20 protein-coding genes and 1 tRNA gene are annotated in these 24,882 nt (G+C 61.8%); 13 read left to right on the forward strand and 8 right to left on the reverse strand.

Annotated elements, in window-relative coordinates; genetic code table 11:
- Together U0988_RS00005 and U0988_RS00010 are read left to right on the forward strand one after the other, a co-directional pair.
- Nucleotides 1-386, forward strand: a 386-nt coding sequence (locus U0988_RS00005; protein ID WP_322290601.1) for a carboxyl transferase domain-containing protein, incomplete at its 5' end; no start/stop codon positions are given.
- A 145-nt stretch (nucleotides 387-531) separates the two neighbouring features.
- The gene (locus U0988_RS00010) at nucleotides 532-1,824 is read left to right on the forward strand and encodes a folylpolyglutamate synthase/dihydrofolate synthase family protein (RefSeq protein WP_322290602.1); all 1,293 of its coding nucleotides are present in this window, start codon (nucleotides 532-534) and stop codon (nucleotides 1,822-1,824) included.
- On the opposite strand, the gene U0988_RS00015 is transcribed toward U0988_RS00010, so the two are convergent.
- The gene (locus U0988_RS00015) at nucleotides 1,825-3,237 is read right to left on the reverse strand and encodes an AmpG family muropeptide MFS transporter (RefSeq protein WP_322290603.1); all 1,413 of its coding nucleotides are present in this window, start codon (nucleotides 3,235-3,237) and stop codon (nucleotides 1,825-1,827) included.
- A 102-nt stretch (nucleotides 3,238-3,339) separates the two neighbouring features.
- Here U0988_RS00015 and U0988_RS00020 point away from each other — a divergent pair, with 102 nt between their 5' ends.
- The 3 genes from U0988_RS00020 to rsmD all read left to right on the forward strand — a co-directional run bounded on the left by U0988_RS00020 (nucleotide 3,340) and on the right by rsmD (nucleotide 5,974).
- On the forward strand, nucleotides 3,340-4,500 hold the full coding sequence (locus U0988_RS00020) for an aromatic ring-hydroxylating dioxygenase subunit alpha (RefSeq protein WP_322290604.1): 1,161 nt from the start codon (nucleotides 3,340-3,342) through the stop codon (nucleotides 4,498-4,500).
- A 62-nt stretch (nucleotides 4,501-4,562) separates the two neighbouring features.
- Nucleotides 4,563-5,420, forward strand: a complete 858-nt coding sequence (locus U0988_RS00025) for a pseudouridine synthase (protein ID WP_322290605.1) — start codon at nucleotides 4,563-4,565, stop codon at nucleotides 5,418-5,420.
- Nucleotides 5,417-5,974: a 16S rRNA (guanine(966)-N(2))-methyltransferase RsmD gene (gene rsmD, locus U0988_RS00030; RefSeq protein WP_322290606.1), complete on the forward strand. Its 558-nt coding sequence runs from the start codon at nucleotides 5,417-5,419 to the stop codon at nucleotides 5,972-5,974. The genes U0988_RS00025 and rsmD overlap by 4 nt, the downstream gene beginning before the upstream one ends.
- Nucleotides 5,975-5,998: 24 nt before the next feature.
- On the opposite strand, the gene U0988_RS00035 is transcribed toward rsmD, so the two are convergent.
- Entirely contained in the window at nucleotides 5,999-6,430 is a 432-nt protein-coding gene (locus U0988_RS00035; RefSeq protein WP_322290607.1) for a hypothetical protein, read from the reverse strand.
- A 224-nt stretch (nucleotides 6,431-6,654) separates the two neighbouring features.
- Between U0988_RS00035 and U0988_RS00040 the strand changes: the two genes are divergently transcribed.
- Nucleotides 6,655-8,973, forward strand: a complete 2,319-nt coding sequence (locus tag U0988_RS00040; RefSeq protein ID WP_322290608.1) for an ATP-dependent helicase — start codon at nucleotides 6,655-6,657, stop codon at nucleotides 8,971-8,973.
- On the opposite strand, the gene U0988_RS00045 is transcribed toward U0988_RS00040, so the two are convergent.
- Entirely contained in the window at nucleotides 8,970-10,400 is a 1,431-nt protein-coding gene (locus U0988_RS00045; RefSeq protein ID WP_322290609.1) for a DEAD/DEAH box helicase, read from the reverse strand. The genes U0988_RS00040 and U0988_RS00045 overlap by 4 nt on opposite strands.
- A gap of 130 nt (nucleotides 10,401-10,530) precedes the next feature.
- The gene (locus U0988_RS00050) at nucleotides 10,531-11,088 is read right to left on the reverse strand and encodes a hypothetical protein (protein WP_322290610.1); all 558 of its coding nucleotides are present in this window, start codon (nucleotides 11,086-11,088) and stop codon (nucleotides 10,531-10,533) included.
- A 196-nt stretch (nucleotides 11,089-11,284) separates the two neighbouring features.
- On the opposite strand from U0988_RS00050, the gene U0988_RS00055 reads away from it, so the two are divergent.
- Both U0988_RS00055 and U0988_RS00060 read left to right on the forward strand, forming a co-directional pair.
- Nucleotides 11,285-12,733: an FAD-binding oxidoreductase gene (locus tag U0988_RS00055; RefSeq protein WP_322290611.1), complete on the forward strand. Its 1,449-nt coding sequence runs from the start codon at nucleotides 11,285-11,287 to the stop codon at nucleotides 12,731-12,733.
- Nucleotides 12,734-12,883: 150 nt separating this feature from the next.
- Nucleotides 12,884-13,660: a SapC family protein gene (locus U0988_RS00060; RefSeq protein WP_322290612.1), complete on the forward strand. Its 777-nt coding sequence runs from the start codon at nucleotides 12,884-12,886 to the stop codon at nucleotides 13,658-13,660.
- Nucleotides 13,661-13,877: 217 nt separating this feature from the next.
- Here U0988_RS00060 and U0988_RS00065 read toward each other — a convergent pair whose 3' ends face one another.
- Nucleotides 13,878-14,834 (reverse strand): N-formylglutamate amidohydrolase, encoded by a 957-nt coding sequence (locus U0988_RS00065; RefSeq protein ID WP_322290613.1) that lies wholly within the window; start codon nucleotides 14,832-14,834, stop codon nucleotides 13,878-13,880.
- Nucleotides 14,835-14,928: 94 nt separating this feature from the next.
- Between U0988_RS00065 and cpdR the strand changes: the two genes are divergently transcribed.
- Together cpdR and U0988_RS00075 are read left to right on the forward strand one after the other, a co-directional pair.
- Nucleotides 14,929-15,318 (forward strand): cell cycle two-component system response regulator CpdR, encoded by a 390-nt coding sequence (gene cpdR / locus U0988_RS00070; RefSeq protein WP_322290614.1) that lies wholly within the window; start codon nucleotides 14,929-14,931, stop codon nucleotides 15,316-15,318.
- A 117-nt stretch (nucleotides 15,319-15,435) separates the two neighbouring features.
- Nucleotides 15,436-15,510 (forward strand) — tRNA-Val (locus tag U0988_RS00075).
- A gap of 249 nt (nucleotides 15,511-15,759) precedes the next feature.
- Here U0988_RS00075 and U0988_RS00080 read toward each other — a convergent pair.
- Nucleotides 15,760-16,092 carry a DUF2282 domain-containing protein gene (locus U0988_RS00080; protein ID WP_322290615.1) on the reverse strand — a complete coding sequence of 111 codons (333 nt, stop codon included), beginning with the start codon at nucleotides 16,090-16,092 and terminating at the stop codon, nucleotides 15,760-15,762.
- 254 nt (nucleotides 16,093-16,346) lie between these two features.
- Between U0988_RS00080 and U0988_RS00085 the strand changes: the two genes are divergently transcribed.
- The 3 genes from U0988_RS00085 to U0988_RS00095 all read left to right on the forward strand — a co-directional run bounded on the left by U0988_RS00085 (nucleotide 16,347) and on the right by U0988_RS00095 (nucleotide 21,159).
- Nucleotides 16,347-17,567, forward strand: a complete 1,221-nt coding sequence (locus U0988_RS00085) for an NADP-dependent isocitrate dehydrogenase (RefSeq protein WP_322290616.1) — start codon at nucleotides 16,347-16,349, stop codon at nucleotides 17,565-17,567.
- A 77-nt stretch (nucleotides 17,568-17,644) separates the two neighbouring features.
- Entirely contained in the window at nucleotides 17,645-19,330 is a 1,686-nt protein-coding gene (locus U0988_RS00090) for a GNAT family N-acetyltransferase (protein ID WP_322290617.1), read from the forward strand.
- A 65-nt stretch (nucleotides 19,331-19,395) separates the two neighbouring features.
- Complete coding sequence (locus U0988_RS00095) at nucleotides 19,396-21,159, forward strand: cation:proton antiporter (protein ID WP_322290618.1); 1,764 nt, start codon at nucleotides 19,396-19,398, stop codon at nucleotides 21,157-21,159.
- A 5-nt stretch (nucleotides 21,160-21,164) separates the two neighbouring features.
- Here the strand turns inward: U0988_RS00095 and alaS are convergent, their stop codons facing one another.
- Together alaS and U0988_RS00105 are read right to left on the reverse strand one after the other, a co-directional pair.
- Entirely contained in the window at nucleotides 21,165-23,819 is a 2,655-nt protein-coding gene (gene alaS / locus U0988_RS00100) for an alanine--tRNA ligase (RefSeq protein ID WP_322290619.1), read from the reverse strand.
- A gap of 109 nt (nucleotides 23,820-23,928) precedes the next feature.
- Nucleotides 23,929-24,759: a class I SAM-dependent methyltransferase gene (locus tag U0988_RS00105; RefSeq protein ID WP_322290620.1), complete on the reverse strand. Its 831-nt coding sequence runs from the start codon at nucleotides 24,757-24,759 to the stop codon at nucleotides 23,929-23,931.
- Nucleotides 24,760-24,882 lie beyond the last annotated feature (123 nt).

Consider the following 24,882-nt stretch of genomic DNA (forward strand, 5'->3'; position numbering starts at 1 on the left):
ATATCGTCGTCACCGCAGCGGGCGGTGCGCGGATGCAGGAAGGCATTCTCAGCCTGATGCAGATGCCCAAGGCGACGGTGATGACCCGCCGCCTGAAGGCTGCCGGACTGCCCTATATCGTGGTGCTGACCGATCCCACCACCGGCGGCGTCACCGCCAGCTATGCCATGCTGGGCGATGTCCATATCGCCGAACCGGGCGCGCTGATCGGCTTTGCCGGACAGCGGGTGATCCAGGATACGATCCGCGAAAGCCTGCCCGAAGGGTTCCAGCGGGCGGAATATCTGCACAAGCACGGCATGGTCGACATGGTGGTTCACCGGAACAAATTGCGCGAAACGCTGGCGACGGTGCTGGATTACCTGCAGCCCGCGAAAGCAGCGTAATGATCCTCCCCGCAGCGGGGAGGGGAACCGTCGAAGACGGTGGAGGGGCACCTTCGGCTTATGCGAATGTCAGCCTCTCGGATCATTCGCGCCTGCCCCTCCACCATCCTGCGGTTGATCCCCTTCCCCCGGCGGGGGCGGATTGATGAGCGATTTCGGCACCTCCTCCGATCCCGCGGTCCAGCGCCAGCTTGACCGGCTGGCGGCACTTTCTCTGCCGCAGGGCCGTTTCGGACTGGAGACTATCCGAACCCTGATGGATCGGCTCGGCAATCCCCACCGGCAATTGGCGCCGGTGTTCCATGTCGCCGGGACCAACGGCAAGGGTTCCACCTGCGCATTCCTGCGCGCGATGCTGGAGGCGCAGGGGCTGAGCGTCCACATGGCCACCAGTCCGCATCTGGTGCGCTACAACGAACGTATTCGCATTGCCGGTAAGCTGATCGAGGATGCGCAGCTGGCCGCATTGCTGGCCGAGGTGCTGGACCAGTCGGACGATCTCGCGCCGAGTTTTTTCGAAGTGACCATCGCCGCCACCTTCCTCGCTTTCGCCCGTACGTCCGCAGACGCCTGCGTGGTGGAGGTCGGGCTCGGCGGGCGGTTCGACGCTACCAATGTGCTGGAACCCGGGGTGCTCGCCGCCTGCGGGATTGCGGCTTTGGGGATCGACCACGAACGCTTCCTGCTTGCGCCCGAGGACGGCGTGCCGGAAGTCCCTCTCGCCCGCATCGCGTTTGAAAAGGCGGGCATTGCCAAGCCGGGTGTGCCGCTGGTGACTTTCAACTACACTACCGAAGCACGGGACGAGATCATCCGTGCGGCTGCACGAAATGGTGCGATATTGGCCATGCGCGGGCGCGAATGGGATTACAGCGCAATTGCGGGGCTGGAATATCGCGACCGGCACGGCGACCTTACTTTGCCGCAACCTACGCTGCCGGGCGCGCACCAGGCCCGCAACGCGGCGCTCGCGGTGGCTATGCTGCGGCATCAGGATCTTGTGCAAGTGTCACCCAAAGCGATGGCGAAGGGTATACGCGTCGCGACTTGGCCCGCACGGTTGCAGCGCCTGTTGCCTGGTCCGCTAACCGGCGGGCGCACGGTATGGCTGGATGGCGGCCATAACCGCAGCGCCGGGGAAGCGCTCAAACGGCATTTCGCGGGGCAGCGGGTGCACCTGATTATCGGAATGCTGGCGAACAAGGACCCTGCGTCGATCATCGCACCGCTGGCAGACGAAACCGCCAGCCTGACTACGGTGCCGGTGCCGCGGCACGACTGCCACGGCCCTTTGGCTTTCGGTGAGCGCGCGGAGGCTGCCGACGATGTCCCAGCCGCTCTGGCTGCCCTGCCGGAGGATGGTCTGCCCGTACTGATTGCCGGCTCGCTGTACCTCGCGGGGGAAGTACTCAGGCTGAACCGGGAACTGCCGGACTGATCAGCCGGGCGCGGCGCGGGGCGTGGCGTTCACCGCTTCCGGAGGGTCACCGCCTTCCCCATCCCCGGTCTGGCGGACTGTTTCGACTACGAAGCCCTTGCGCCACAGCAGCCACAGCAGAATCATCCCCGGCGCGGCAATTGCGACGGTGAAGGTCCAGAACCCGACCCAGCCGAGATTCTCCGCCAGATAGCCCGACGGTGCCGCCAACCATGTCCGGCCGACCGCGGCGAAACTCGACAGCAACGCGAATTGCGTCGCGGTATAGGCAAGGTTCGACAGCCCCGAGAGATAGGTCACGAACACCGTCAGCCCGATCCCGCTGGTGAGGTTTTCGGTTCCCACCGCGATTGCCAGCATCAGCGGCGAATGACCGGCAATGGCGAGCAGAACGAACAGGAAGTTCGAAAACATCATCAGCAAGCCGGAGATGATCAGCGCCCGCCCCATGCCGAGCCAGGCAATGAACGGGCCGCCCAGCGCCGATCCCACAATCAGCGCGCCAAAGCCGACGAATTTGTTGATCGCAATGAATTCGGTGTCGCTGAAGCCGAGCTCGACAATCATCGGATTGAGCATCCCCTGCCCCATCGCATCGCCGACCTTGTAGATCAGAACGAACAGCAGGATCAGCGCGGCACCCCTGCGGCCGAGGAATTCGCGGAACGGGTTGATCACCGTACCGCTCAGCCAGTCGAGGAAGCTCTGCCCGGCGGCCCGGGCAGCGGTCGGATCGAACCGCCCGGCCCCGGCCCACAGTGCGCCCAGGGCGGCCGGCAAGACAAGAAAGCTGGTGATGCCATAAGCCATTGCCCAGCCGATATCGTAGCCTTCGGTGGACGCGAGGTAGATTGTACCCGCCCCGGCCAGCAGGTTGCCGGTGCGATAGCCGAACTGGTTCATCGCCGTGCCGTGGGCCATCTCTGCATCCGAAAGGATCTCGATCCGGTAGGCGTCGATCACGATGTCCTGCGTTGCAGACAGAAACGCCACCACGATCGCCCACAGCGCAAAAACACCGATCGTGTCGTTGGTGGGACTGCTGGAGCCAAGCTGCCACAAGGCCGCGACCAGCGCCGCTTGCACCAGGAACAACCATGCCCGCCGTTGCCCGAGCCAGTCCGACAGCAAGGGGATACGCACCTTGTCCACCAGCGGAGCCCACAGGAATTTGAGCGTGTAAGGCGTGGTCAGACCAATCGCGAAACCGATCGTCGATTTGTCGATCCCCACCTTCGACAGCCAGAATGTCATCGTGCCGAGCAACAAGGTCAGCGGAAATCCCGATGAAATGCCGAGCAGGAACGCCACGAATGGCATCTTGCGCCGGTAAGGCGCGAAGGCGGGCACAATGAATGCGAGCCCTATTACTGCCCCGATCACTCCGAACAGGATCAACGTGTCAATTCCCATCGCGGTGCCTGTCCTCTTGTCTCATCGCTGCCTCGCCGCGCTTGTCGTGGCTGGAAAACTGCTGCACTCTTAAGCGTTGAAAGACCAGATAGGAAAGTCGCAATGAACGCGCCGACAACAGATATGCCCGCTTTGAGCCCGACCCCCGGCCAACTGGCACTGGCGAAGGCGATCCTGGACGAAGCGCCGCGCGAATCGCAGGGCGTTACCCATGTCCCGGCCAGCGTCTATACTGACCCCGACCATTGGGAACGCGAGAAGCGGGCGCTGTTCGGCCGCTTGCCGCAGGTTATCGCGCCCTCTGCCTTGCTGCCCGATCCCGGCATGGCCATTCCGCACGATTCGACCGGGCGGCCGCTGCTGCTGACCCGCGATGCGGAGGGGACGGTGCACGTCTTCCTGAATGTCTGCCGGCACCGCGGCACAAGGCTGGTGGAAGGCAGCGAGACGGTTTGCGCCAAGCGGCTGGTTTGCCCCTATCACGCCTGGACCTACAGACTCGACGGAAAGCTGCTTGCCCTGCCGCGCCCGGAAACCTTTCCCGGCTTCGACAAGGGCGCACACGGCCTGGTCGAACTACCCAGCATCGAATCGGGCGGACTCATCTGGTTCGCGCCGGTCGAGGGCGCGGATTTTACCGATGCGGAGCGGCTGGGCGAGGATTTCGACGCCTTCGGGACGGCGGATCACCATCTCTTCCGCCGCAAGACCCATGACGTCGCCGGAAACTGGAAGCTGATCATGGACGCTTTCCTCGAAAGCTATCACGTTACCCGCCTCCACGCGCAGACCATCGGGCCGTTCTTCAAGGACGGTGTCACCTCGGGCGACATGGTCGGCCCCCACGCCCGCTCTGCCGTGGGCCGGGTAGAAGATATGGCGAATGTCGATCTCAATGACATGGCCGCGCTGCGCCGGGCGGTGACCTTCGCCTACCAGTTGCTGCCCGCAACGATCATCATTCCCAGCCCCGATTATATCAATGTCATGGTCCTGATGCCGCAAGCGCATGACCGGACGCTGGTGGAAGATTTCATGCTGATCCCCGAAGCGCCGCAGACCGATAAAGCGCGCGACCATTGGGAACGCAGCTGGAAACTGCTCGATGGCGGGGTGTTCGCGTCGGAGGATTTCCGCGCCGCCGAACTGGGGCAGCAGGGGCTGTCCAGCGGCGCGGTGGATCACGTCACTCTCGGCACGCTGGAGACCGGGATCCTGCGCTTTCACGAAACGGTGCAGCAGGCGATCCGCGCCGCGAACTGAGCGTGACGGTTCGCCCAACAGATCACTTTGCGCGATGCGCGGGAAACGTCTAGAGGCCGCGCATGGCCCAACCCCACAGACCCCGCACCGGCAGACCGGAAAAGTCCTCCGCGTCCGGTGCATCCGCCCACGCCCCCGCCGCCGGCCCTTCGACCGGCAGGTCCGCCGACCGCCCGGAAGGCGACCGGATCGCCAAATTGCTGGCCCGCGCCGGCATCGCCAGCCGGCGCGAGATCGAGCGCATGATCGAGGACGGCCGGATTGCGCTTGACGGCAAGGTGCTGGATACACCCGCCACGTTCCTGACCACGCTCACCGGCATCACCGTCGACGGCAAGCCTGTCGGCAGGATCGAACCCGCACGCCTGTTCATGTTCAACAAGCCGACCGGACTGCTCACGGCGGAGCGCGATATGGCCGGCCGGCCGACGATCTACGCTGCGCTTACCAACGCCTTGCCCAAGGACGCTCCGCGCCTGATGCCGGTGGGCAGGCTCGACATGAACACCGAAGGATTGCTGCTGCTGACCAACGACGGCGAATTGAAGCGGGCAATGGAGCTGCCTTCGTCCGGCATTCCGCGCACCTACCGCGCGCGCGCTTTTGGCGATATCAGCCAGGCACAGCTCGAAGAACTGATGATGGGCGTGACCATCGACGGAATGCATTACGGGCGGATCGACGCCAATCTGGAACGGCGCACCGGTCGCAACCAGTGGATCGAAATGACCATCAGCGAAGGCAAGAACCGCGAAGTGCGTAATGTGCTCGAACATCTCGGGCTGGAAGTTTCGCGGCTGATGCGGACCACCTATGGTCCCTTCGAAATGGGCAATCTGCCGCGCGGTACCGCCGTTGAAATTCCTCAGGCCCAGGTGGAGAAATTCCGCAAGGATCTGCTTCGGGACATCAAGAAATGAGGATTGTCGCCGGCGAGTGGCGCGGGCGTAAATTGGTGGCACCCAAGGGCGAAGGAACCCGACCGACCGCCGACCGAACCCGCGAAACACTGTTCAATATGCTCGCCAGCCGGCTTGGCAGTTTCAACGATCTGCGAATTGCGGATTTGTTCGCCGGGTCGGGTGCGCTGGGAATAGAAGCGCTGTCGCGCGGCGCGGCGCATTGCCTGTTCGTGGAACAGGACGATGCGGCATTGAAGACGATCCGGGACAACATTGCTGCCCTGGGCGCCCGTTCCCGTACGGACATACGGGCGGGATCGGTCATGGCGCTGGGCCCTGCAAGAGAGAGCTACGACCTGATTCTGCTCGACCCGCCCTATTATTCCGATGCTGCCACGGTGGCACTGGAACGGCTCAAGCGGCTCGGCTGGATTGCGGAGGGTACGTGGATTGCGGCGGAAACCGCTTTCAATGAGGACGTCATCGTGGACGGCTTGACGATAGCCGCGGAACGTAAAGTCGGACGCGCCAAGCTGACATTGCTGCACAGCGGCGCGCCCGACGAGTTGTAAGTCCGACTTTATTGCGACCCGGACTTACATCATTGGCGGATCTTCTGTTGGATCGCCTTGTGTGGGATCGTGTTCGGTAGGTGGCGGCGCTGTCTCGGCCTGCTGGGCTACCTGGCTCTCGACCCGGGCCCACGCCGTATCCCGGTCGGGATCCGCCATGGCCGCGATGGTCGCCCGGTCGGCTTCCGACAGGCGCCAGTAGATCGTCTGTCGCTGCGGTGGCAGCGTCCAGAAATAAGCCTGATGGTCTTCGGCCCAGCCATCATAGGTGGTCTTTTCCTGCGCTGACCAGCTATCATATTGTGCCTTGTGTGCCGGGCTCAGTTCCGTCTTCGGCGCCGCCGGTTCTGTTTGCGGCGTGGCTTGGTTGCTGGGTGGCTGGCCTTCCTGCGCGGCGACCGGGATTGCCAGCGCCGCCGAACCGGCCGCGAATACTAAAATTATAGACTTACGCATGGTGAACTCCTTGAGCGTTACCTTACGTGACGAACTCTGTGACCGGCGTGGGCGCATCGACTTCGCGGGGCAATATGAGGGGATCGCCGCCTGTCGCGAATCCGGGCCGCTCCGGCGAGTTCGGTGTAAATCATCGGACAGACCGAAATGCGATCCAACTCTCCGCCCGCAACCCCTATTCGCCTTGCAACAGACTTCCTCGTTCTCTACCTGTTCACTCACCCATGAGCGATAAACCTGCCCCTTCTACAACCGCGCCAAGCGGCGCGCCGAGCGCTGGATTGCCCCGCTACGCGGCCAATCTCAACCCGCCGCAGCGTGAAGCAGTGCTGACCACGGAAGGGCCGGTGCTGATGCTGGCGGGCGCGGGAACCGGCAAGACGGCTGCCCTGACAGCCCGCCTCGCCCACCTTGTCGCAATGCGGAAGGCATGGCCGAGCGAGATCCTCTGCGTCACCTTTACCAACAAGGCCGCGCGCGAAATGCGCGAACGCGTCGGGCGGCATATCGGCGATGCTGTGGAAGGGATGCCGTGGCTGGGCACATTCCATTCGATCGGCGCAAAGATGCTGCGCCGCCACGCCGAACTGGTCGGCCTGCAAAGCAATTTCACGATCGTCGATACCGACGACCAGCTGCGCCTGCTCAAGCAGCTGATCCGCGATCAGGACCTTGATGAAAAGCGCTGGCCGCCCCGCCAGCTTGCCGGACTGATCGACCGGTGGAAGAACCGCGGCCTCAACCCCGGTGATCTGGATGCCGTGGAAAACGAAGCCTACGCCAATGGCCGGGGGCAGGAATTCTACACCCTGTACCAGGACCGGCTGAAGGCGCTGAATGCCTGCGATTTCGGCGATCTGCTGCTGCATATGCTCAACATCCTGCGGCGTGAGCCGGAAGTGCTGAAAATGTACCAGCAGCGCTTCAAATACATCCTGGTGGACGAATATCAGGACACCAACCAGGTGCAGTATCTGTGGCTCCGCCTGCTTGCGCAGGAGCGAAAGAATATCTGCGTGGTCGGCGATGATGACCAGTCGATCTATAGCTGGCGCGGCGCGGAAGTGGCTAATATCCTGCGCTTCGAAAAGGATTTTCCCGGCACCAAGGTGGTCAAGCTGGAACAGAATTACCGCTCGACCCCGCATATACTGGCGGCTGCGTCGGGTTTGATCGGTGCCAATAGCGAGCGCATCGGCAAGACGCTTTGGACCGAATCCGATGGCGGCGACCGGGTGCGGGTGATCGGCGTATGGGATGCTCCCGAAGAAGCGCGGCGAGTGGGCGAGGAAGTGGAGCGGCTGGAACGCGAAGGTGCTTCGCTCGACCAGGTGGCAATTCTGGTACGGGCGCAATACCAGACCCGCGAGTTCGAGGACCGGTTCATCCAGATCGGGCTGAATTACCGGATCATCGGCGGGTTCCGCTTCTACGAACGGTCCGAGATACGCGACGCACTGGCCTATCTGCGGGTGATCGCCCAGCCGCGTGACGATCTGGCGTTCGAACGGATCTACAATCAGCCCAAGCGGGGTCTCGGCGCGAAAACACTGGAAAAAATGTTCCAGCACGCCCGCGCTACCAACATGCCGCTGGCCGCTGCTTCCCTCCATCTGGCCGACAGTGACGAATTGCCGAAGCGGGCAGCAGGCACCATTGCCGCCTTGATGCGCGATTTCCTGCGCTGGAAAGAACTGGCGGACCAGATATCGCCTGCCGAATTGCTGCGCACAGTGCTGGATGAATGTGGCTACACGTCCATGCTGCAGGCCGAGAAATCGGCGGAAAGCGCGGGACGCCTCGAAAACCTGTCCGAACTTGCCCGCGCGATGGAGGATTACGAAACGCTCGGTGATTTCCTCGAACATGTCAGCCTGGTGATGGACAACGACCGCGCCGAAGGCGAGGAAAAGCTGACCATCATGACCATGCACGGCGCGAAGGGGCTGGAATTCGACACCGTCTTCCTGCCCGGCTGGGAAGAAGGGGTATTCCCGTCGCAGCGCTCGCTGGACGAAGGCGGCCTCGCCAGCCTCGAGGAGGAACGGCGGCTGGCCTATGTCGCCATCACCAGGGCGCGTAAACGCTGCACGATACTGTATGCTGCGAACCGGCGGATTTACGGCCAATGGACCAGCTCGATCCCGTCACGCTTTGTCGCAGAGTTGCCGGACGATCACGTCACCCGCGAAACCACGATGACCGGCGGCGCTTCCCTGTGGCAGGCCAATTGGAGCGAAAGCGACGATCCCTTCGCCCATGTCAGCACCAGCCGACCCGAACGATCAAGCCAGCGCGGACCCGGCTGGCAGCGGGCGCTGACCAGCGGTTATGAGACCAAACAATTGCGGCTGAAGGAATCGACCCGCAGTGCCGCGAGCTTCGCTGCCCGGCCCCGCAGCGACATTGCCGTCGGTGCGCGGGTGTTCCACGACAAGTTCGGTTACGGCGAGGTGACGGGGCAGGAAGGCAACAAGCTGGAAATTGCGTTCGACACCAGCGGGCCCAAGCGGGTCATCGATAGTTTTGTAACCGTAGTTTAGGTCGCCGACACATCCAGGAAACCGGGCACCGGTCCGTTCCATTCTCCGGGCTTGCTCGGCGGATCACGGTCTTCGCGGTAATTGCGGCGCGGCTCGGCCGCCTTGTCGGACACTTTGCGCGGCGCGCGCGCCGGTTTGACTTCGCCAACTTGTTCCCGAGCGGTTCCATCGTCCCGGGCCGGACGGGCTTTCGCTTCCGAACGATCCGAACGCGGCTTCCGGGGTGTGCGTTCCTCGCGAGGAGCGCGGTCTTCACGGACCTGTTCCGGCGCTGTTCCACGTTCCTGTTCGGGATCGGAATTCACGGCAGGCTTAGCCGGTGCGTACAGCGGGATCACCATGCCGGTAAGCTTCTCGACATTGGCGATTGCTTCGGCGTCTTCGGCCGTCACGAAGGTGAACGCCCTTCCCTTGGCCCCGGCGCGCCCGGTGCGGCCGATCCGGTGGACATAGTCATCGGGGTGCCACGGCGTGTCGAAATTGAACACATGGCTGACGCCCTTGATGTCCAGCCCGCGGGCGGCAACATCGGATGCCGCTAGAATATTGATCTGGCCCGACTTGAACAGATCGAGTTCGGCAATGCGCGATGACTGGTCCATGTCGCCATGGATTTCGCCAACCTTGAAACCGTCTTTCTTGAGCGATTTGGCAAGGTCCCGCACGGTCGTCTTCTTGTTCGAAAAGACGATCGCGGTGTTGACGTTGTCGTTCTGCAGGAACCAGCGAAGCGCTTCTTTCTTCTTTCGCGGCGTCATCATCACCTTGAACTGGGCAATGTTTTCGCTGGTGCTGGCCGCACGGCTGACTTCGATCTGCTTGGGATTGGTGAGGAATTTATCCGCGAGCTTCTTGATCACCGGCGGCATGGTGGCCGAAAACAGCATCGTCTGGCGGGTAGCCGGCAATTTCGAGCAGATGAATTCGATATCGGGAATGAACCCCATGTCGAGCATCCGGTCCGCTTCATCGATCACCAGCAGCTCACAGCCGTTGAGCATGATCTTGCCGCGTTCGAACAGGTCCATCAACCGGCCCGGCGTAGCAATCAGCACGTCGACGCCTTCATTCAGCGCCTTCAGCTGGTCGCCCATCTGGACGCCGCCGATCAGCAGCGCCATCTTGAGATCGTGATTGGCCCCGTATTTTTCGAAATTCTCCGCCACCTGTGCGGCCAGTTCGCGGGTCGGTTCCAAGATCAGCGAACGCGGCATCAGCGCACGGCGGCGGCCATTGTCGAGCACGTCGATCATCGGCAGGACGAAGCTGGCAGTCTTGCCCGTACCTGTCTGGGCAATGCCGATCAGGTCCTTCATCATCAGGATGGCGGGAATGGCCTCCGCCTGGATGGGCGTAGGCACGCTATAGCCAGCGGTTTCCACCGCTTGCAGCAACTTGTCGGATAGGCCGAGATCGGCAAAAGTCATGTAGGTCAGATTGTCCGGTATGTGGGGAGGGAATCCCCCGTGGGTGCGGACTTTCTGCGCCCGCCAATAACAACGCCGCGCCTTTGCGCCGGAAGACTGCAAAAGTCAAGGAAATGGGCGTGTGTACCGGCTATCTGGCAACGAGCTGCCGCATCCGGTCCACTTCGCAATTGGCCCCGGTTCGCGAATGCAGCTTGTCGCGGCCGGTGCAAAGCATGCCGTCCGCGTTCTTTTCGACATAGAAACCGGAGTAGAAATCGCGCGCGCTGCACGCCTTTTCCAGGCTGGCGCTGATAATTCGCTGGTCGCGGAGATACAGCATCAAGCGGTTATCCTGACCCGGCTGGACCCCGGCAATGGCACCAACGGGAACGCATTTGCCGAACTTGCGCTCCACAAGGTTGGTCGGAATCGTCTCACGCGGCAAATCAGCCATGAGACCCCGCGCGGCGGCTGGTGCTGCGGGAGATATCCGGATGGTAATGCGGCGCTCGATTCGAATTTGCCGGTTAACGGCGATCTGCTCCATGGCCTCGCGCATCATCCAGCCCTTCCGCGACATCTGCCGTGCCTCACCAGCGCTCGTCTCTTGCGGTGCCAGCCCCGCAGTTGACTCGACATTCGCCACAGGGCCCGAACCGGGCAGCAGCAACGCGATCGGGGCAAGAAAGGCAGACAGGCTGGTCATCAAGGCTTATGTAAAGCTCCTCAAGCACCTGAATGACTGCGCGGTTTGCCGCGTACCGCACAGTGGTGCCTGCCCTGTGTACCCATAACGGTTGAATGACGGCTTAATCTGCGGACGATAATCTGCAAGCGCTCTTTATCCTATTCCGCGACGCTAATTCTGGCGGCGCTCGCCAGCTTTGTGGCATAGGCCTGTCATGACCGATCACGAACTTTTTTGCAGCGCTGCCGAAAAGCTGCTTGGTCCGCGTGGTTTCAGCACCGATCCCGACCTGATGAACCCGTGGCTGACCGACTGGCGCGGCCGCTATCACGGCGCGGCACTGGCCATGGCGTCACCTGCCGACACGCTTCAGGTTTCCGAGCTGGTCAGGCTATGCGCCGAACACAGGATCACAATTGTGCCGCAGGGCGGGAACAGCGGGATGTCGGGCGGCGCTACGCCGGATGCCAGCGGTAACGCGGTAATCCTGTCCCTCCGCCGCATGAACCGGATCGTCGATCTCGATCCGGCTGGGCGCAAGGTCACCTGCGAAGCCGGCGTAGTCCTGCAGTCGCTCCACCTTGCGGCGGCGGCGGAAGACCTACGGTTTCCCCTGACACTGGGCGGCAAGGGTTCTGCCACGATCGGAGGCCTTATTTCCACCAATGCAGGCGGCACCCAGGTGTTGCAGCACGGAACCATGCGGGAACAGGTTCTCGGTATCGAAGCCGTGATGGCCGATGGCGCGATCTTCAATACGCTGGTTCCGCTCAAGAAGGATAATCGCGGTTTCGATCTCAAACAGATGCTGATCGGGTCGGAAGGTACTCTGGGGGTCGTGACCGGCGCGACCCTGCGCCTGCTGCCCGCCATTGCCGGCAGGGTGGTGGCATGGGCCGGTCTCGAGTCCATATCGGCAGCGCGAGACTTGCTGCTGCGCTGCCAGTCGCAATCCTCCGACTCGCTCGAAGGGTTCGAAGTCCTGCCCCGTCACTGCCTCGCGGCGGTGCTCGATTACCTGCCGGACGCCCGATCCCCGCTGGAATCAGACCACGAATGGAATGTCCTGATCGAATGGGTTGCGGCACCCGGGGCACAGGAGGCAGTGCGCGACCACGCCGAGGGGGTTCTTGCAAGCGCGCTGGATGATGCCCTGATCCAGGACGCCGCACTCGCGGCCAACGAGGCACAGGCCGAAGCCTTGTGGCTGCTGCGCGATTCGATTTCCGCCGCCGAACGCGCGCTTGGCCCCGCCATGCAGCACGATATTTCCGTGCCGGTCGCCAAAATGGCCGAATTTGTCGAGCAAACGGTTCCTGCCGTCGAGGCAGAGTTCGCAGGCACAAGAGCGCTGGCGTTCGGGCATCTGGGCGACGGCAATGTGCACTTCCATGTACTCGCGCCCCCGCGCGCTGTCCCCGGCGAGTGGGAGGAGTCGGACGGCAAGGCAATCAGCCGGTTCGTCCATGACCGGGTGACCCAGGCAGGCGGATCGATCAGCGCGGAGCACGGTATCGGGCAAATGAAGCGCGACGAACTTGCGCGCCTGGGCGATCCGGTCGCGCTGGCGCTGATGCGCAGTGTCAAACAAGCGCTGGATCCGGCAAACCTGCTCAATCCCGGCAAGCTCATACCGGACCCGGACGTGACCTCGATCAACTAGCTACAGCGGCGCAAAATGCAGGCGACCGGTCTGGCCTTGCCTACCGCGCCGCCAGCCCTTAAAGCGCGCGCTTCACGCGATTTCAGCGGCTGGCATCACGGTGTCACCGCCTTGGCAACTATTCCGCTTTTCAAATATTGGAGAAACTTCATGGCCAGCGCGCCGCAACCCACCCTGCCCCTGTTTTACAAAGACTTGATGCCGCTCAACAGCCGCGACCATGCGAGCTGGAAGGGCAAGCCGGCCGATACGGCACCATGGTTGGTTGGCCAGCACGCAATTCCCCTGACAGTGGACGAATTCGTCCAGGCACAGCGCGATTTCCCGATCGTATTCTCCTCGGGCGAAAATCCCCTGCCGCTGGCGCTCATGGGCCTCAATGAAGGCGTCAACACATTCGTGAACGATGCTGGCAAGATCGACGATCCGATTTACATTCCTGCCTATATCCGGCGCTATCCCTACATGTTGGCGAAGCTGACCCCGGATACGGAAGATCTTTCCCTGTGCTTCGATCCGACTGCCGATTCGATCGGCGAATTCGAAGAAGGCAACGCCCTGTTCGATGAAGACGGCAAGCCATCACCGTGGACCACGGAAATCCTGCAATTCTGCGAAAGGTTCGAACAGGCCGGTGCGCGCACAAAGTCATTCATCGAGGAATTGAAGAAGCACGAATTGCTGATGGATGGGGAAATTTCGATTTCGCAGAACGAAAATCCGGACAAGCCGTTCATCTACCGCGGTTTCCAGATGATCAACCAGGAAAAGCTGCAGGATTTGCGCGGCGATCTGCTGCGCACATGGAACCAGAACGGAATGATGGCGCTGATCCACGCCCAGATCTTTTCGCTCGACCTGATGCGGGTGGTGTTCTCCCGCCAGTTGCAGCAGGGCAAGGGTCCGAAGCTCGCTGACGCGGGCTGATATCGTCCCTGTCAAACGGGGCGATAGAGAACTGCGGTAGGCGGGGTTACCTAAGCGACAGTTCAGTCTTGAACTGGCGCTGATCCCGTCCTATCTTGATGATGTTCGGCGGCGCTACCCTCATGGCCCGCCAGAACCGGTGCACCAGGTGCACACCTCCCTGAACCTTGGCCACCTCGTGCGATAAGCACGGGGTGGTTTTTTTGGTGCTCCAGCGCTACTCCGCGGCGATGGAGAAATTGCCCGAGCGGCCCAGAGCCGCTGCCGTGCCGCCGAGTTCGCGTACCAACCCGCAAACCAGCCGCACCATACCCGCCATGCGTGCAGAGGGTTCTTCCAGTCTCCGGTCGAGATAAGTTGACCGGCACAGCTCGAGTTGGAGAGCGTGGATCCCGCGCGCCGGGGCCGCATGACGGTCCAGCACGTAGCCACCAGCATAGGGCCGGTTGTGGGCCACCGTTTTCTCCTGCCGCGCAAGATAGGCCAAAGCAGCTGCTACGAGCAATCCGTCGCTCGACGCACCGAAGCGGTCGCCAATCACAATTTCCGCGGGCCGGTCGCCTTCGTGTCTTGGCTTTAACGGCGGCATGGAATGAAGATCGATCAGCAGAGCCGCCCCCCAGCGGTCGCGGACAGCCTCCAGCGCTTTCGCGAGCGCTTGATGGTAGGGCCGGTGAATCCCGTCGATTCGCGCAGTCAGTTGATCATGGCTGATCTGCGCTTTCCAGATTTCGCCATGCCGCGCCAGGCGACGCGGAATCAGGCCGAGCCCGGTACGCGAACGGCGGTTGGTCAGGTTTCGCCGCACGTCTGACGGTCTGCCGCCGCGGATCATCTCCCAATCGACATCGTCGCTATTCCGGTTCAGATCGAGCATTGCGCGCGGTGCGTGCGCTACCAGCAAGCCGGCACCGGTTTGCCGCGCTATCTCCAGCGCAATGCGGTCTACATGCCGGTCTTCCAGCCGAATTGCCGAATATTCAGGGTCGCGCATCGCCCCAAGCAGAGCGCCGGGATAAGCCCGCCCGGCATGAGGCGCAGCGATGATGACGGGGATCGGACAGTCGGCGCGCAGGCTTAGCGTAAACGCGGGTTCGCTCGTGCCCGGGATCATGCCGCCATGCTCGACCAAATGGTCTTTGTCTTTCCCCAGTTCTCCGGCCGCTCGTTTCATGAAGAAAGGATTAGCGCCTCGCTGCGCTGTGTCAAAGCGGGTCAGGTGAAACAGCGACAAAGATTTCTTAAGCGAAGTCGGCTATAGTCAGGACATGGAAAAATCCGATACCCTGCGAATCCTGCTGGCGGAAGACGAGGAAGCGATGCGGGCCTATCTTGCACGCGCGCTCGAAAACGCCGGATATGATGTCGTTGCCGTCGATCGCGGGACTGCTGCCCTGCCCTTCCTCGAACAGGAACATTTCGATCTGCTGCTGTCGGACATCGTCATGCCCGAAATGGATGGGATCGAACTGGCGCAGCGATGCAACGAAATCAGTCCGCAGACCAAGGTGATGTTCATTACCGGCTTCGCGGCGGTCACCTTGAAGGCCAGCCGCGAGCAGCCGCAGGCCAAGGTTCTGTCGAAGCCGTTCCATCTGCGAGACCTTGTGCTCGAAGTCGAACGGGTGTTCGAAGACCGGGTGCACGCGAGCCTCTAGGCGCAGCCTTCGGTCTGGACTGTCCGGTCGGTCACGCAATGCCAAACACCTACTTGCGCAGGCCCGAGCCAGAGGCTAGAGGGCGCGCCTGCTGTTTGCTCAGCGGGTGAATTATGTGGGCGTATAGCTCAGTGGTAGAGCACTGTGTTGACATCGCAGGGGCCGGGAGTTCAACTCTCTCTACGCCCACCATTCAAAACCCCTCAAGTCACCGGACTTGAGGGGTTTTTGATTCCCGCGTTTGCTTTGCCGTGCTGGCCGGAGCTAGCCCATTGGCCGGTCGACCCGCGGGTAGAAGCGCTTGTCAGGCAAAGTGCGAGTACTGGCTGACACTGGGTCAAGGTGTTCCGCATAATGTTGCGGCTTGAGCCCTATTCCCACCGAGGGGGGTAATTCGGAAAGGATGTTCATGCCAGCCAGTAGCCGCCGCGACCCGAGGGCTTAAGCCCCCTGGGGGACAGGTGCCGGGTTTCCGGAATGCGCGGTGAGCGTGCCGCCCATCGGTTCGCATTCGCCGGCCGGGACATTCTTCCAGGCGTTGCCCTGGTAATCTACGGTCGAAGTACCGGCACAGCTGGTGCCCGGCCCCGCCGCGCAATCGTTCTTGCCGGCCAGTGCCACGCCGTAGCATTTCTCCATCGCGGCAACTTCGGTGTCCGCGGCAGGATCCGCCGCGTTCTGGTTCTGACCCGCGTTGGACCCGCAGGACGCGAGCAAAGCGGCGGCGGCGAGCGCCGACACCGAAGCGGCGATCCGGGTGTAATTCTTGCTCATGCGACTATTCTCCTTGTGCGAAACCGCGCTCTGCACACCCGAAGAAGTCCGGGGTCAGGCGCGAAAAGCGGTCGAGGCCAGCTGTCCTCACAGCCACATTTTCGGTGAAGGGTCGCAGATCGTTACATCGGGAAGGAAATTTCAGGCTTCCTCTGAAAGTCCAACCTCAAGGCGAATCAATTCCCCTGCCTTGCGCCTCGGGCCCCCTCTGCTAAAGCCCCCCCAACTTCCAAAACAACGAGCACAGGAAAACCATGGCGAAGATCAAGGTAGCTAACCCGGTCGTCGAACTCGACGGCGACGAAATGACCAGAATTATCTGGCAGTGGATCCGTGAACGGTTGATCCTGCCGTATCTGGACATCGACCTGAAATATTACGATCTCTCGATCGAAAGACGCGACGAGACGGACGACCAGATCACCGTCGATTCCGCCAACGCGATCAAGCAGTACGGCGTCGGCGTAAAATGCGCCACCATCACTCCCGATGAAGCCCGCGTTGAAGAATTCGGTCTCAAGAAAATGTGGCGTTCGCCCAACGGCACGATCCGCAACATTCTAGGCGGCACCATTTTCCGCGAACCGATCGTGATCGACAATGTTCCGCGGCTGGTACCCGGCTGGACAGACCCGATCGTGGTCGGTCGCCATGCCTTCGGTGACCAGTACCGCGCCACCGACACATTGATCCCGGGCGCGGGCAAGCTGCGCCTGGTGTTCGAAGGGGCAGACGGCAAGAATATCGACCTTGAGGTGCATACTTTCGACCAGCCCGGCGTCGCCATGGCAATGTACAACCATGACGATTCGATCCGCGATTTCGCCCGCGCGTCGATGAATTACGGCCTCGACCGCAAATGGCCGGTCTATCTGTCGACCAAGAACACGATTCTGAAAGCCTATGATGGCCGGTTCAAGGATTTGTTCGAGGAAATTTACGAAGCCGAATTCAAGGACAAATTCGCCGAGGCCGGCATCTCCTACGAACACCGCCTGATCGATGACATGGTCGCATCGGCGCTCAAGTGGAGCGGCAAATTCGTCTGGGCCTGCAAGAATTACGACGGCGACGTCCAATCGGACACGGTTGCGCAGGGCTTCGGCTCGCTTGGCCTGATGACATCCGTCCTGATGTCGCCCGACGGCAAGACGGTGGAAGCGGAGGCCGCACACGGCACCGTGACCCGCCATTACCGCCAGCATCAACAGGGCAAGGCGACTTCGACCAACCCGATCGCCTCGATCTTCGCCTGGACGCGGGGCCTGATGTACCGCGGCAAGTTCGACAATACGCCTGACGTGGTCCGCTTTGCCGAAACCATCGAGCGGATCTGCATCGAAACGGTTGAGAAGGGGCAAATGACCAAGGATCTGGCCTTGCTGATCGGCCCCAGCCAGAGCTGGCTGACGACGGAACAATTCTTCGAAGCAATCGTAAACAACCTCGAAGCAGAAATGCAGAACTGGGCTTAGATCCTCACATGAAGATTGGGGGCCGCGCCGATCCCGTGCCGGATCAGCGCGGCCTTCTTTCTTGAAAGCACAACCAAATGGTCAACTCGTCCAAACCAGCCGTCTCTGACACTGAGAGCCCGACGGACCAGGAACGCCGCGGCAAGGCCCGGCTCGAGGTGCGCCAGGCACGGCCATCCGATGTGCGGGCGATTGCGGACCTGGTAAAGCGCGCCTACGCCGATCTTCCCGCCTACACCCACGGCGAAATTCGCGGTCAGATCAACAATTTCCCCGACGGCTGTTTCGTCGCGAAGATGGACGGCGTGCTGGTCGGCTATTGCGCGTCCATGCGGCTAAGCGCGAACACCGCGCTGAAACCGCATAGCTGGGACGAAATTACCGGCAACGGCTTCGGATCGCGCCATCTGCCAACGGGTGAATGGCTGTATGGCTACGAAATGTGCGTCGATCCCAAGTCCCGCGGAACACGCATCGGCCGGCGGCTGTATGAAGAACGGCGGGCGCTGGCCGAACGGCTCGAACTGACCGGAATCGTCTTTGGCGGCCGGATGCCAAATCTTAAACGCTACTGGCGGAAGGTCGACGGGCCGCAGGATTATCTGGCTCAGGTGATCGAGAACAAGATCCACGATCCGGTGCTGCGGTTTCAGCTGGCCAACGGGTTCGAACCGATCGGAATCCTGCCGAACTACCTGCCGGAAGACAAGAAGTCGAAAGCGTTCGCGGTCCACATGATGTGGCGTAACCCCTATGTCGATCATGACAAGCCGCAGAAGCATCGGCTGCCGCGCGGGGTTGAAAGCGTCCGCATTGCCACGTGCCAATTGCAGGCGCGTTCGGTCAAGGACTTCGCCGAATTCATCCGCCACATCGAATATTTCGTCGATGTTGCAGCGGATTACGAGGCGGATTTTATCGTCTTTCCCGAGCTGTTCACGCTGATGCTTCTGTCCTTCGAGGAAGAGGAACTGACCCCGCTGGAAGCGATCGAAACGCTGTCCCGATACACCCCGAAGATCCGCCAGACGCTGTCGGACATGGCGCTTAAATACAACATCAACATCATCGGCGGTTCCCACCCTACGCGCCTGGAAGACGGCGATATCCACAACATCGCCTATGTCTGTCTGCGCGACGGGTCGATCTATTCGCAGGAAAAAATTCACCCGACCCCGAACGAAGCCTATTGGTGGAATATCAAGGGCGGGGATTCCATCGATGCGATCCCCACCGATTGCGGCCCGATCGGAGTGCTCATCTGCTACGACAGCGAATTTCCCGAACTTGCTCGCCGTCTGGTCGACGAAGGTGCGCGGATCATCTTCGTACCGTTCTGCACCGACAGTCGGCAGGGCTATATGCGCGTGCGTTACTGCGCGCAGGCCCGGGCGATCGAGAACCAGTGCTTCGTGGTTATGAGCGGTAATGTCGGCAATTTGCCCAACGTCGCCAACATGGACATCCAATATGCCCAAAGCTGCATCCTCACCCCGTGCGATTTCCCTTTCGCGCGGGACGGTATCGCGGCCGAAGCGAGCGAGAACGTCGAGACCCTGACGATCAGCGACGTCAATCTGGCAGACCTCAGCTGGGCGCGCGCCGAGGGGACGGTTCAAAATCTCGCGGATCGGCGGTTCGATCTCTATCGCATTGCCTGGGACAAACGGGCCGCGACAAACCCGGAACAATACCGCATCGGCGCCGATCAGGAGGCTTCAGTGTCAGCACCCAAGGGACCGCATAGCCCCGGCGGCGGCTGAACTTATGTCCGCGCGGGGGGCCAAGCCGGGTGACAAGCGCGACCCGCCTGCCATAGAAGACCCCTATGGCTGGTGAACTTTCCTCTCCGATGTTGTCCGATGCGCTGGTAATTCTCGGCGCTGCGGGAATTGTGATCCCGGTTTTCACCCGTTTCCGGATCACCCCGGTCATCGGGTTCATTCTGATCGGCCTGCTGGTAGGACCGTTCGGTCTCGGCAAGCTGGTGTATAATTACCCACTGCTGGAACACGTTACGATCACCGATCCCGAGGCTCTGGAACCCTTCGCGGAGTTCGGGATCATCCTGCTGTTGTTCACCATCGGCCTCGAACTGTCGTTCAAGCGTCTGTGGACGATGCGCAAGCTGGTGTTCGGGCTCGGTGCGCTGGAACTCATCATTATTGGCGGAATGCTGGCGATATTCCTGTCGATGCTGGGTCAGTACTGGACCGGCGCGCTGGGCCTCGGGCTGGCTCTGGCGCTTTCCTCCACGGCAATCGTGCTCCCCATCGCCGGCACAACCAGCCCGGTCGGACGCGCCGCCCTGTCGATGCTGCTGTTCGAAGACATAGCCATCGTGCCGATCATTTTCATGCTCGGCGCCATGGCTCCCTATGCTCAGAACGAAGGGTGGGACGGCCTGCTCGGCACCTTGTGGCTCGGCGGACTGGTCATCCTCGCGTTGCTGGTCCTCGGGCGGGTTGCCCTGCCCCGCCTGTTCGCCCAGGCAGCCCGCACGAAAAGTCCGGAGCTGTTTCTCGCTGCCAGCCTGCTGGTCGTTATCGGATCAAGCCTGGCCACAGCCGCAGTTGGCCTTTCACCCATCGTCGGAGCGCTGATCGCCGGCCTGCTGATCGCCGAGACCGAGTATCACGGCGAAGTCGAAGCGATCATGGAGCCGTTCAAGGGCCTTGCACTGGGGATCTTCCTGATCACTGTGGGCATGAGCATCGACGTCACCACCATCTGGGACAATTTGGGCCCCATAGCGCTTGCAGTTGTCCTGGTGCTGACCTTCAAGGCGCTGGTGACAGGCTTGCTGCTGCGAATGATGGGCGCGCGGCGGAGCACTGCGACGGAAACCGGCATACTGATGGCGAGTCCGTCCGAAACAACGTTGATCGTTCTTGCCGCCGCAAGCTCGGCGCTGCTGATCCAGCCCGGCACCGCGCAATTCTGGCAGATCGTGACCGCGATCGGATTGACGATCACCCCCTTGCTCGCCCGCCTGGGCCGGGTTGTTGCGCGCAAGGTCGAGCCGGCACCCGAATTGCCGCCGGAAGACCGGGCTACTCCGCGCGTCATTATTGTGGGCGCAGGCCGCGTTGGCCGCCTGGTGGCACAGATGCTGACCGTTCACGGTAAGCCTTATGTAGCCATAGACTCCGACGCCGACCTGGTCGAAATTGCCAAACGCCAGGGTTATCGCGCAGCTTTCGGCGACGCTGCGCGCGGTCATGCGCTACGAAATCTGGGGATAGAGAACGCGCTGGCAGTGATCCTGACCATGGACGAGCCCGTGCTGGCCCAGCGTCTGACGTCGAAGCTGCGCAAGGCCTACCCCGACCTGCCCATTATCGCACGCGCCCGCGATACCAGCCATGCGGCTGAACTATACCGCAGCGGAGCCAGCCATGCGGTGCCGGAAACGCTCGAAAGCTCGCTCCAATTATCGGAGGCGGTGCTGGTCGATCTGGGCGTCGCGATGGGGCCCGTCATCGCCTCCATCCATGAAAAGCGGGACGAATTCCGAATCAAGCTTCAGCAGGATGCCAAGCTGGACACCAAACCCAAATTGCGCACCAGCAATGTCGGCGCGGCAGACTGATCCGGCTACGCTGCTGCGATAGCTGCCCGAACCGCATTTAACGCGGCATCGGCTTGCGAGGCATCAGGCCCGCCGCCCTGCGCCATGTCGGGCCGTCCGCCGCCGCCCTTGCCGCCGAGCGATTCCACGCCGACCCGCACGAGGGCAACCGCATCGAAACGGTCCGTCAAATCATCGGTCACCGCCACTGCAACGGCAGCGCGGCCATCGTTGATCGTGATGGCAGAAGCGATGCCGGAACCCATGCGCGTCCTGGTTTGATCGAGCAGCGGACGCAATTCCTTGGGATCCAGCCCCTCGATCACCTGACCGGAGAATGCGACGCCGCCAATGTTCTCGTCCTTCGGACCCGCCGCCGCGCCGCCCCCGCCAAGCGCCAGCTGCTTGCGTGCTTCGGCCAGTTCACGCTCCAGCACCTTGCGCTCCTCGAGGAGCGCGGTGACCCGGGCTGCGACATCCTCCGGCGCGGTCTTCATGGCGCTGGCAACGGACTTCAAAGCCTCTTCGCGGCCGACGAGCCACTGCCTGGCCGCTTCGCCCGTCAGCGCTTCGATCCGGCGGACACCCGAAGAGACAGCGCCTTCGGAAATGATCCGGAACACACCGATATCCCCGGTTGCGGTGACATGGATGCCGCCACACAATTCGACGGAATAGCTCTGCCCTTCGCCGCCGGTGCGGCCCATCGACAGCACGCGCACTTCGTCACCGTATTTCTCGCCGAACAGGGCCATCGCCCCGGCTTCAATCGCATCTTCCGGAGTCATCAGCCGGGTCGAGACGGCTTCGTTGCTGCGGATCTCGTCATTCACTTCGCGCTCTATCGCGGCGATGTCGTCGTCGGTGAGCGGCTTTGGATGCGAGAAATCGAACCGCAGGCGGTCTTCTGCAACCAGCGATCCCTTCTGCGTGACATGCTCGCCAAGGCGGTTGCGTAGTGCCGCGTGAAGCAGATGCGTGGCGGAGTGGTTCGCCCGGATGCGGTCCCGCCGGTCGGCATCCACATCAAGATGCACCGTATCGCCAACCTTGATGGTGCCGGAACTGACCTTCGCGTGATGCGCATGGAGCCGCCCGAGCGGTTTGGAAGTGTCGGATACTTCCATTTTCAGACCATCAGGATTGGAAATCGTCCCGACATCGCCCGCCTGCCCTCCGCTTTCACCGTAGAAAGGCGTCTGATTGGTCAGCACGACAACCGTGTCGCCAGCCTCGGCGGATGGAACTTCGGCGGAATCCTTGAGCAGCGCAACCACCCGGCCCTCCCCGCTGGTGGAGGTATAGCCGGTAAATTCGCTGGCCCCTTCGCGTTCGGCGATATCGAACCAGACCTCGCCCGAGGCAGCGTCACCGGAACCTTTCCATGCAGCCCGGGCGGCGGCCTTCTGCCGCTCCATCGCGGCGTCGAAACCGGCGCGGTCCACTCCGATGTTGCGCGCCCGCAAGGCGTCCTCGGTCAAATCGTAGGGAAAGCCGAAGGTGTCGTAGAGCCTGAAGGCGATTTCCCCGTCGAGCCGGTCCCCGGCGGACATCGTTCCGGTGGCTTCGTCGAGGAGGCGGAGGCCCTTGTCGAGCGTCTGCCGAAATCGGGTTTCCTCCCGTTCCAGCACTTCCTGGATCAAGGCCTGGCCGCGCTGCAATTCGGGATAAGCCTGGCCCATTTCACCGACCAGCGCCGGGACTAGCCGGTGCATCAGCGGATCGCTTGAACCGAGCAGATGCGCGTGGCGCATGGCGCGGCGCATGATCCGGCGCAGCACGTATCCGCGCCCTTCGTTGGACGGGAGGACCCCGTCCGCCAGCAGAAAGCTGGTCGATCGCAAATGGTCGGCAATCACGCGGTGGCTGGCCCGGTTCTCGCCTTCGGCGGCAATCCCGGTCAGGCTTTCGGACGCCGCAATCAGCGCCTTGAATGTATCGGTGTCGTAATTGTCGTGCACGCCCTGCATGACGGCGGCGACCCGTTCGAGCCCCATGCCGGTATCGATCGACGGTTTGGGCAAGGCGGCTCGCTCGCCGGAGGAATCCTGCTGGAACTGCATGAACACCAGATTCCAGATTTCAATGAAGCGGTCGCCGTCCTCGTCCGGAGATCCTGGAGGTCCACCGGGAATGTGGTCGCCGTGGTCGTAGAAAATCTCGCTGCACGGGCCACATGGGCCGGTATCGCCCATCGACCAGAAATTGTCGGACGTCGCGATCCGGATGATGCGATCTTCCGGCAGGCCGGCAATCTTGCGCCACAGATCGAACGCCTCGTCATCGGTGTGATAGACGGTGGCAGTCAATTTGTCCGGCGCGAGGCCCCATTCCTTCGTCAGCAATGTCCAGGCGAGCGTGATCGCTTCTTCCTTGAAATAATCGCCGAAGGAGAAATTACCGAGCATTTCGAAGAACGTGTGATGGCGCGCCGTATAACCGACATTGTCGAGGTCGTTGTGCTTGCCCCCTGCCCGAACACATTTCTGCGAACTGGTAGCACGCGGCGCAGGCGCAGCCTCCAACCCGGTAAAGACATTCTTGAATGGGACCATCCCTGCGTTGACGAACATCAGGGTAGGGTCGTTATACGGTACCAGCGGTGCACTCGGCACCGATGCGTGATCCTTCGATACGAAGTAATCGAGGAAGGAACGGCGAATTTCGTTGGTCGACTGCATCGGGCGCAATTAAGCATTACCGGCCATGGCGACAAGCGCATTAAGCCTTTTGATGTTGGCGAGCAGTCCAATCAGGCTCTGCGGCACCTTTGTTGGCCGGATTCACGCGTCAGGTCGATGGCGAGGCGCGCGCGGTGACGATCCATGCTCCTGCCAGCAAAGCGACGAGATCACCGTCCAAATGGCTTTCGATAAAGCCGTCGAGGCGCTTCGAGAATGCGGCACGGACGCCCTCTGCCATTCCGGCAGCAGCCCGGGCGGCAGGGCCGATCGACAGGAAATAGGATTTCGCATCAGCCACGGCATCTTCGCCCGTTCCGGCGATATAGGCGAAGTCGACCTTTTCAAATTCGATGTCTGACCAGCCTGCTTCGACCAGCATCGCCGTGACAGCGTCCTTGTCAGCGAAGGCGAAGGGGCCCGGCACCATCGATTGTGGAGGTTGGAACAAACCAGCGGGCAGTAATTCAGTAAGACCGGTGGCCCAGGGATTATCGTCAACCGAGCGGAAGCAGGAAAAGATCAGCCGCGCCGATGGCGCAGCGCTCTGCCTGAGATTGGCGAATGCGGCGGTCGGTTCGGGGAAAAACATCACCCCGTGACGTGACAGCAACAAATCCGGTGTGAACTCATCCGAGTTCCAGACCGCGGCGTCGGCGACTTCGAACCGGACATTGGGAGAATTGATCGCGCGGGATCTTGCCGCCGCAATCAGGTCTTCGCTGATATCAATTCCCAGCACCTCTGCGTGGGTATGGCTGCGCCCCAGTGCCAGCGATAATTCGCCGGCGCCGCAACCGATATCGAGGGCGGAGAAAACAGGTTCGGAGCGAGCATGGCCGAGCAAGCGGTCGGTCAGTCCGGCAAAGCTACGGTCGGTCCGGCGCCATTCCCGGGCCCACTTGGCCCCAACTGGCCCTTCCCATTCGCCCGGTTCCATCCAGATCCCCTTGCAACCCTGTCGAGACCAGTGCTCGCTTGCTCGAGACTGCTGCTAAAAGACTTATTGATTTCCGTAAAGGTATCACGTCGATCTGGCCTGTAGCTTCGGCCGGATGTACCA

Source organism: Allopontixanthobacter sp., from assembly GCF_034376665.1.
Classification (GTDB): domain Bacteria; phylum Pseudomonadota; class Alphaproteobacteria; order Sphingomonadales; family Sphingomonadaceae; genus Allopontixanthobacter.

What these genes read in the sequence shown, in the direction of transcription:
- rsmD (WP_322290606.1), top strand. Translation starts at nt 5,417, where the DNA reads ATGAGGATTGTCGCCGGCGAGTGGCGCGGGCGTAAATTGGTGGCACCC.
- U0988_RS00085 (WP_322290616.1), top strand. Translation starts at nt 16,347, where the DNA reads ATGGCGAAGATCAAGGTAGCTAACCCGGTCGTCGAACTCGACGGCGAC.
- cpdR (WP_322290614.1), top strand. Translation starts at nt 14,929, where the DNA reads ATGGAAAAATCCGATACCCTGCGAATCCTGCTGGCGGAAGACGAGGAA.
- U0988_RS00090 (WP_322290617.1), top strand. Translation starts at nt 17,645, where the DNA reads ATGGTCAACTCGTCCAAACCAGCCGTCTCTGACACTGAGAGCCCGACG.
- U0988_RS00050 (WP_322290610.1), bottom strand. Translation starts at nt 11,088, where the DNA reads ATGACCAGCCTGTCTGCCTTTCTTGCCCCGATCGCGTTGCTGCTGCCC.
- U0988_RS00060 (WP_322290612.1), top strand. Translation starts at nt 12,884, where the DNA reads ATGGCCAGCGCGCCGCAACCCACCCTGCCCCTGTTTTACAAAGACTTG.
- U0988_RS00040 (WP_322290608.1), top strand. Translation starts at nt 6,655, where the DNA reads ATGAGCGATAAACCTGCCCCTTCTACAACCGCGCCAAGCGGCGCGCCG.
- U0988_RS00010 (WP_322290602.1), top strand. Translation starts at nt 532, where the DNA reads ATGAGCGATTTCGGCACCTCCTCCGATCCCGCGGTCCAGCGCCAGCTT.
- U0988_RS00035 (WP_322290607.1), bottom strand. Translation starts at nt 6,430, where the DNA reads ATGCGTAAGTCTATAATTTTAGTATTCGCGGCCGGTTCGGCGGCGCTG.
- U0988_RS00105 (WP_322290620.1), bottom strand. Translation starts at nt 24,759, where the DNA reads ATGGAACCGGGCGAATGGGAAGGGCCAGTTGGGGCCAAGTGGGCCCGG.
- alaS (WP_322290619.1), bottom strand. Translation starts at nt 23,819, where the DNA reads ATGCAGTCGACCAACGAAATTCGCCGTTCCTTCCTCGATTACTTCGTA.
- U0988_RS00080 (WP_322290615.1), bottom strand. Translation starts at nt 16,092, where the DNA reads ATGAGCAAGAATTACACCCGGATCGCCGCTTCGGTGTCGGCGCTCGCC.
- U0988_RS00015 (WP_322290603.1), bottom strand. Translation starts at nt 3,237, where the DNA reads ATGGGAATTGACACGTTGATCCTGTTCGGAGTGATCGGGGCAGTAATA.
- U0988_RS00055 (WP_322290611.1), top strand. Translation starts at nt 11,285, where the DNA reads ATGACCGATCACGAACTTTTTTGCAGCGCTGCCGAAAAGCTGCTTGGT.
- U0988_RS00045 (WP_322290609.1), bottom strand. Translation starts at nt 10,400, where the DNA reads ATGACTTTTGCCGATCTCGGCCTATCCGACAAGTTGCTGCAAGCGGTG.
- U0988_RS00020 (WP_322290604.1), top strand. Translation starts at nt 3,340, where the DNA reads ATGAACGCGCCGACAACAGATATGCCCGCTTTGAGCCCGACCCCCGGC.
- U0988_RS00095 (WP_322290618.1), top strand. Translation starts at nt 19,396, where the DNA reads ATGGCTGGTGAACTTTCCTCTCCGATGTTGTCCGATGCGCTGGTAATT.
- U0988_RS00025 (WP_322290605.1), top strand. Translation starts at nt 4,563, where the DNA reads ATGGCCCAACCCCACAGACCCCGCACCGGCAGACCGGAAAAGTCCTCC.
- U0988_RS00065 (WP_322290613.1), bottom strand. Translation starts at nt 14,834, where the DNA reads ATGAAACGAGCGGCCGGAGAACTGGGGAAAGACAAAGACCATTTGGTC.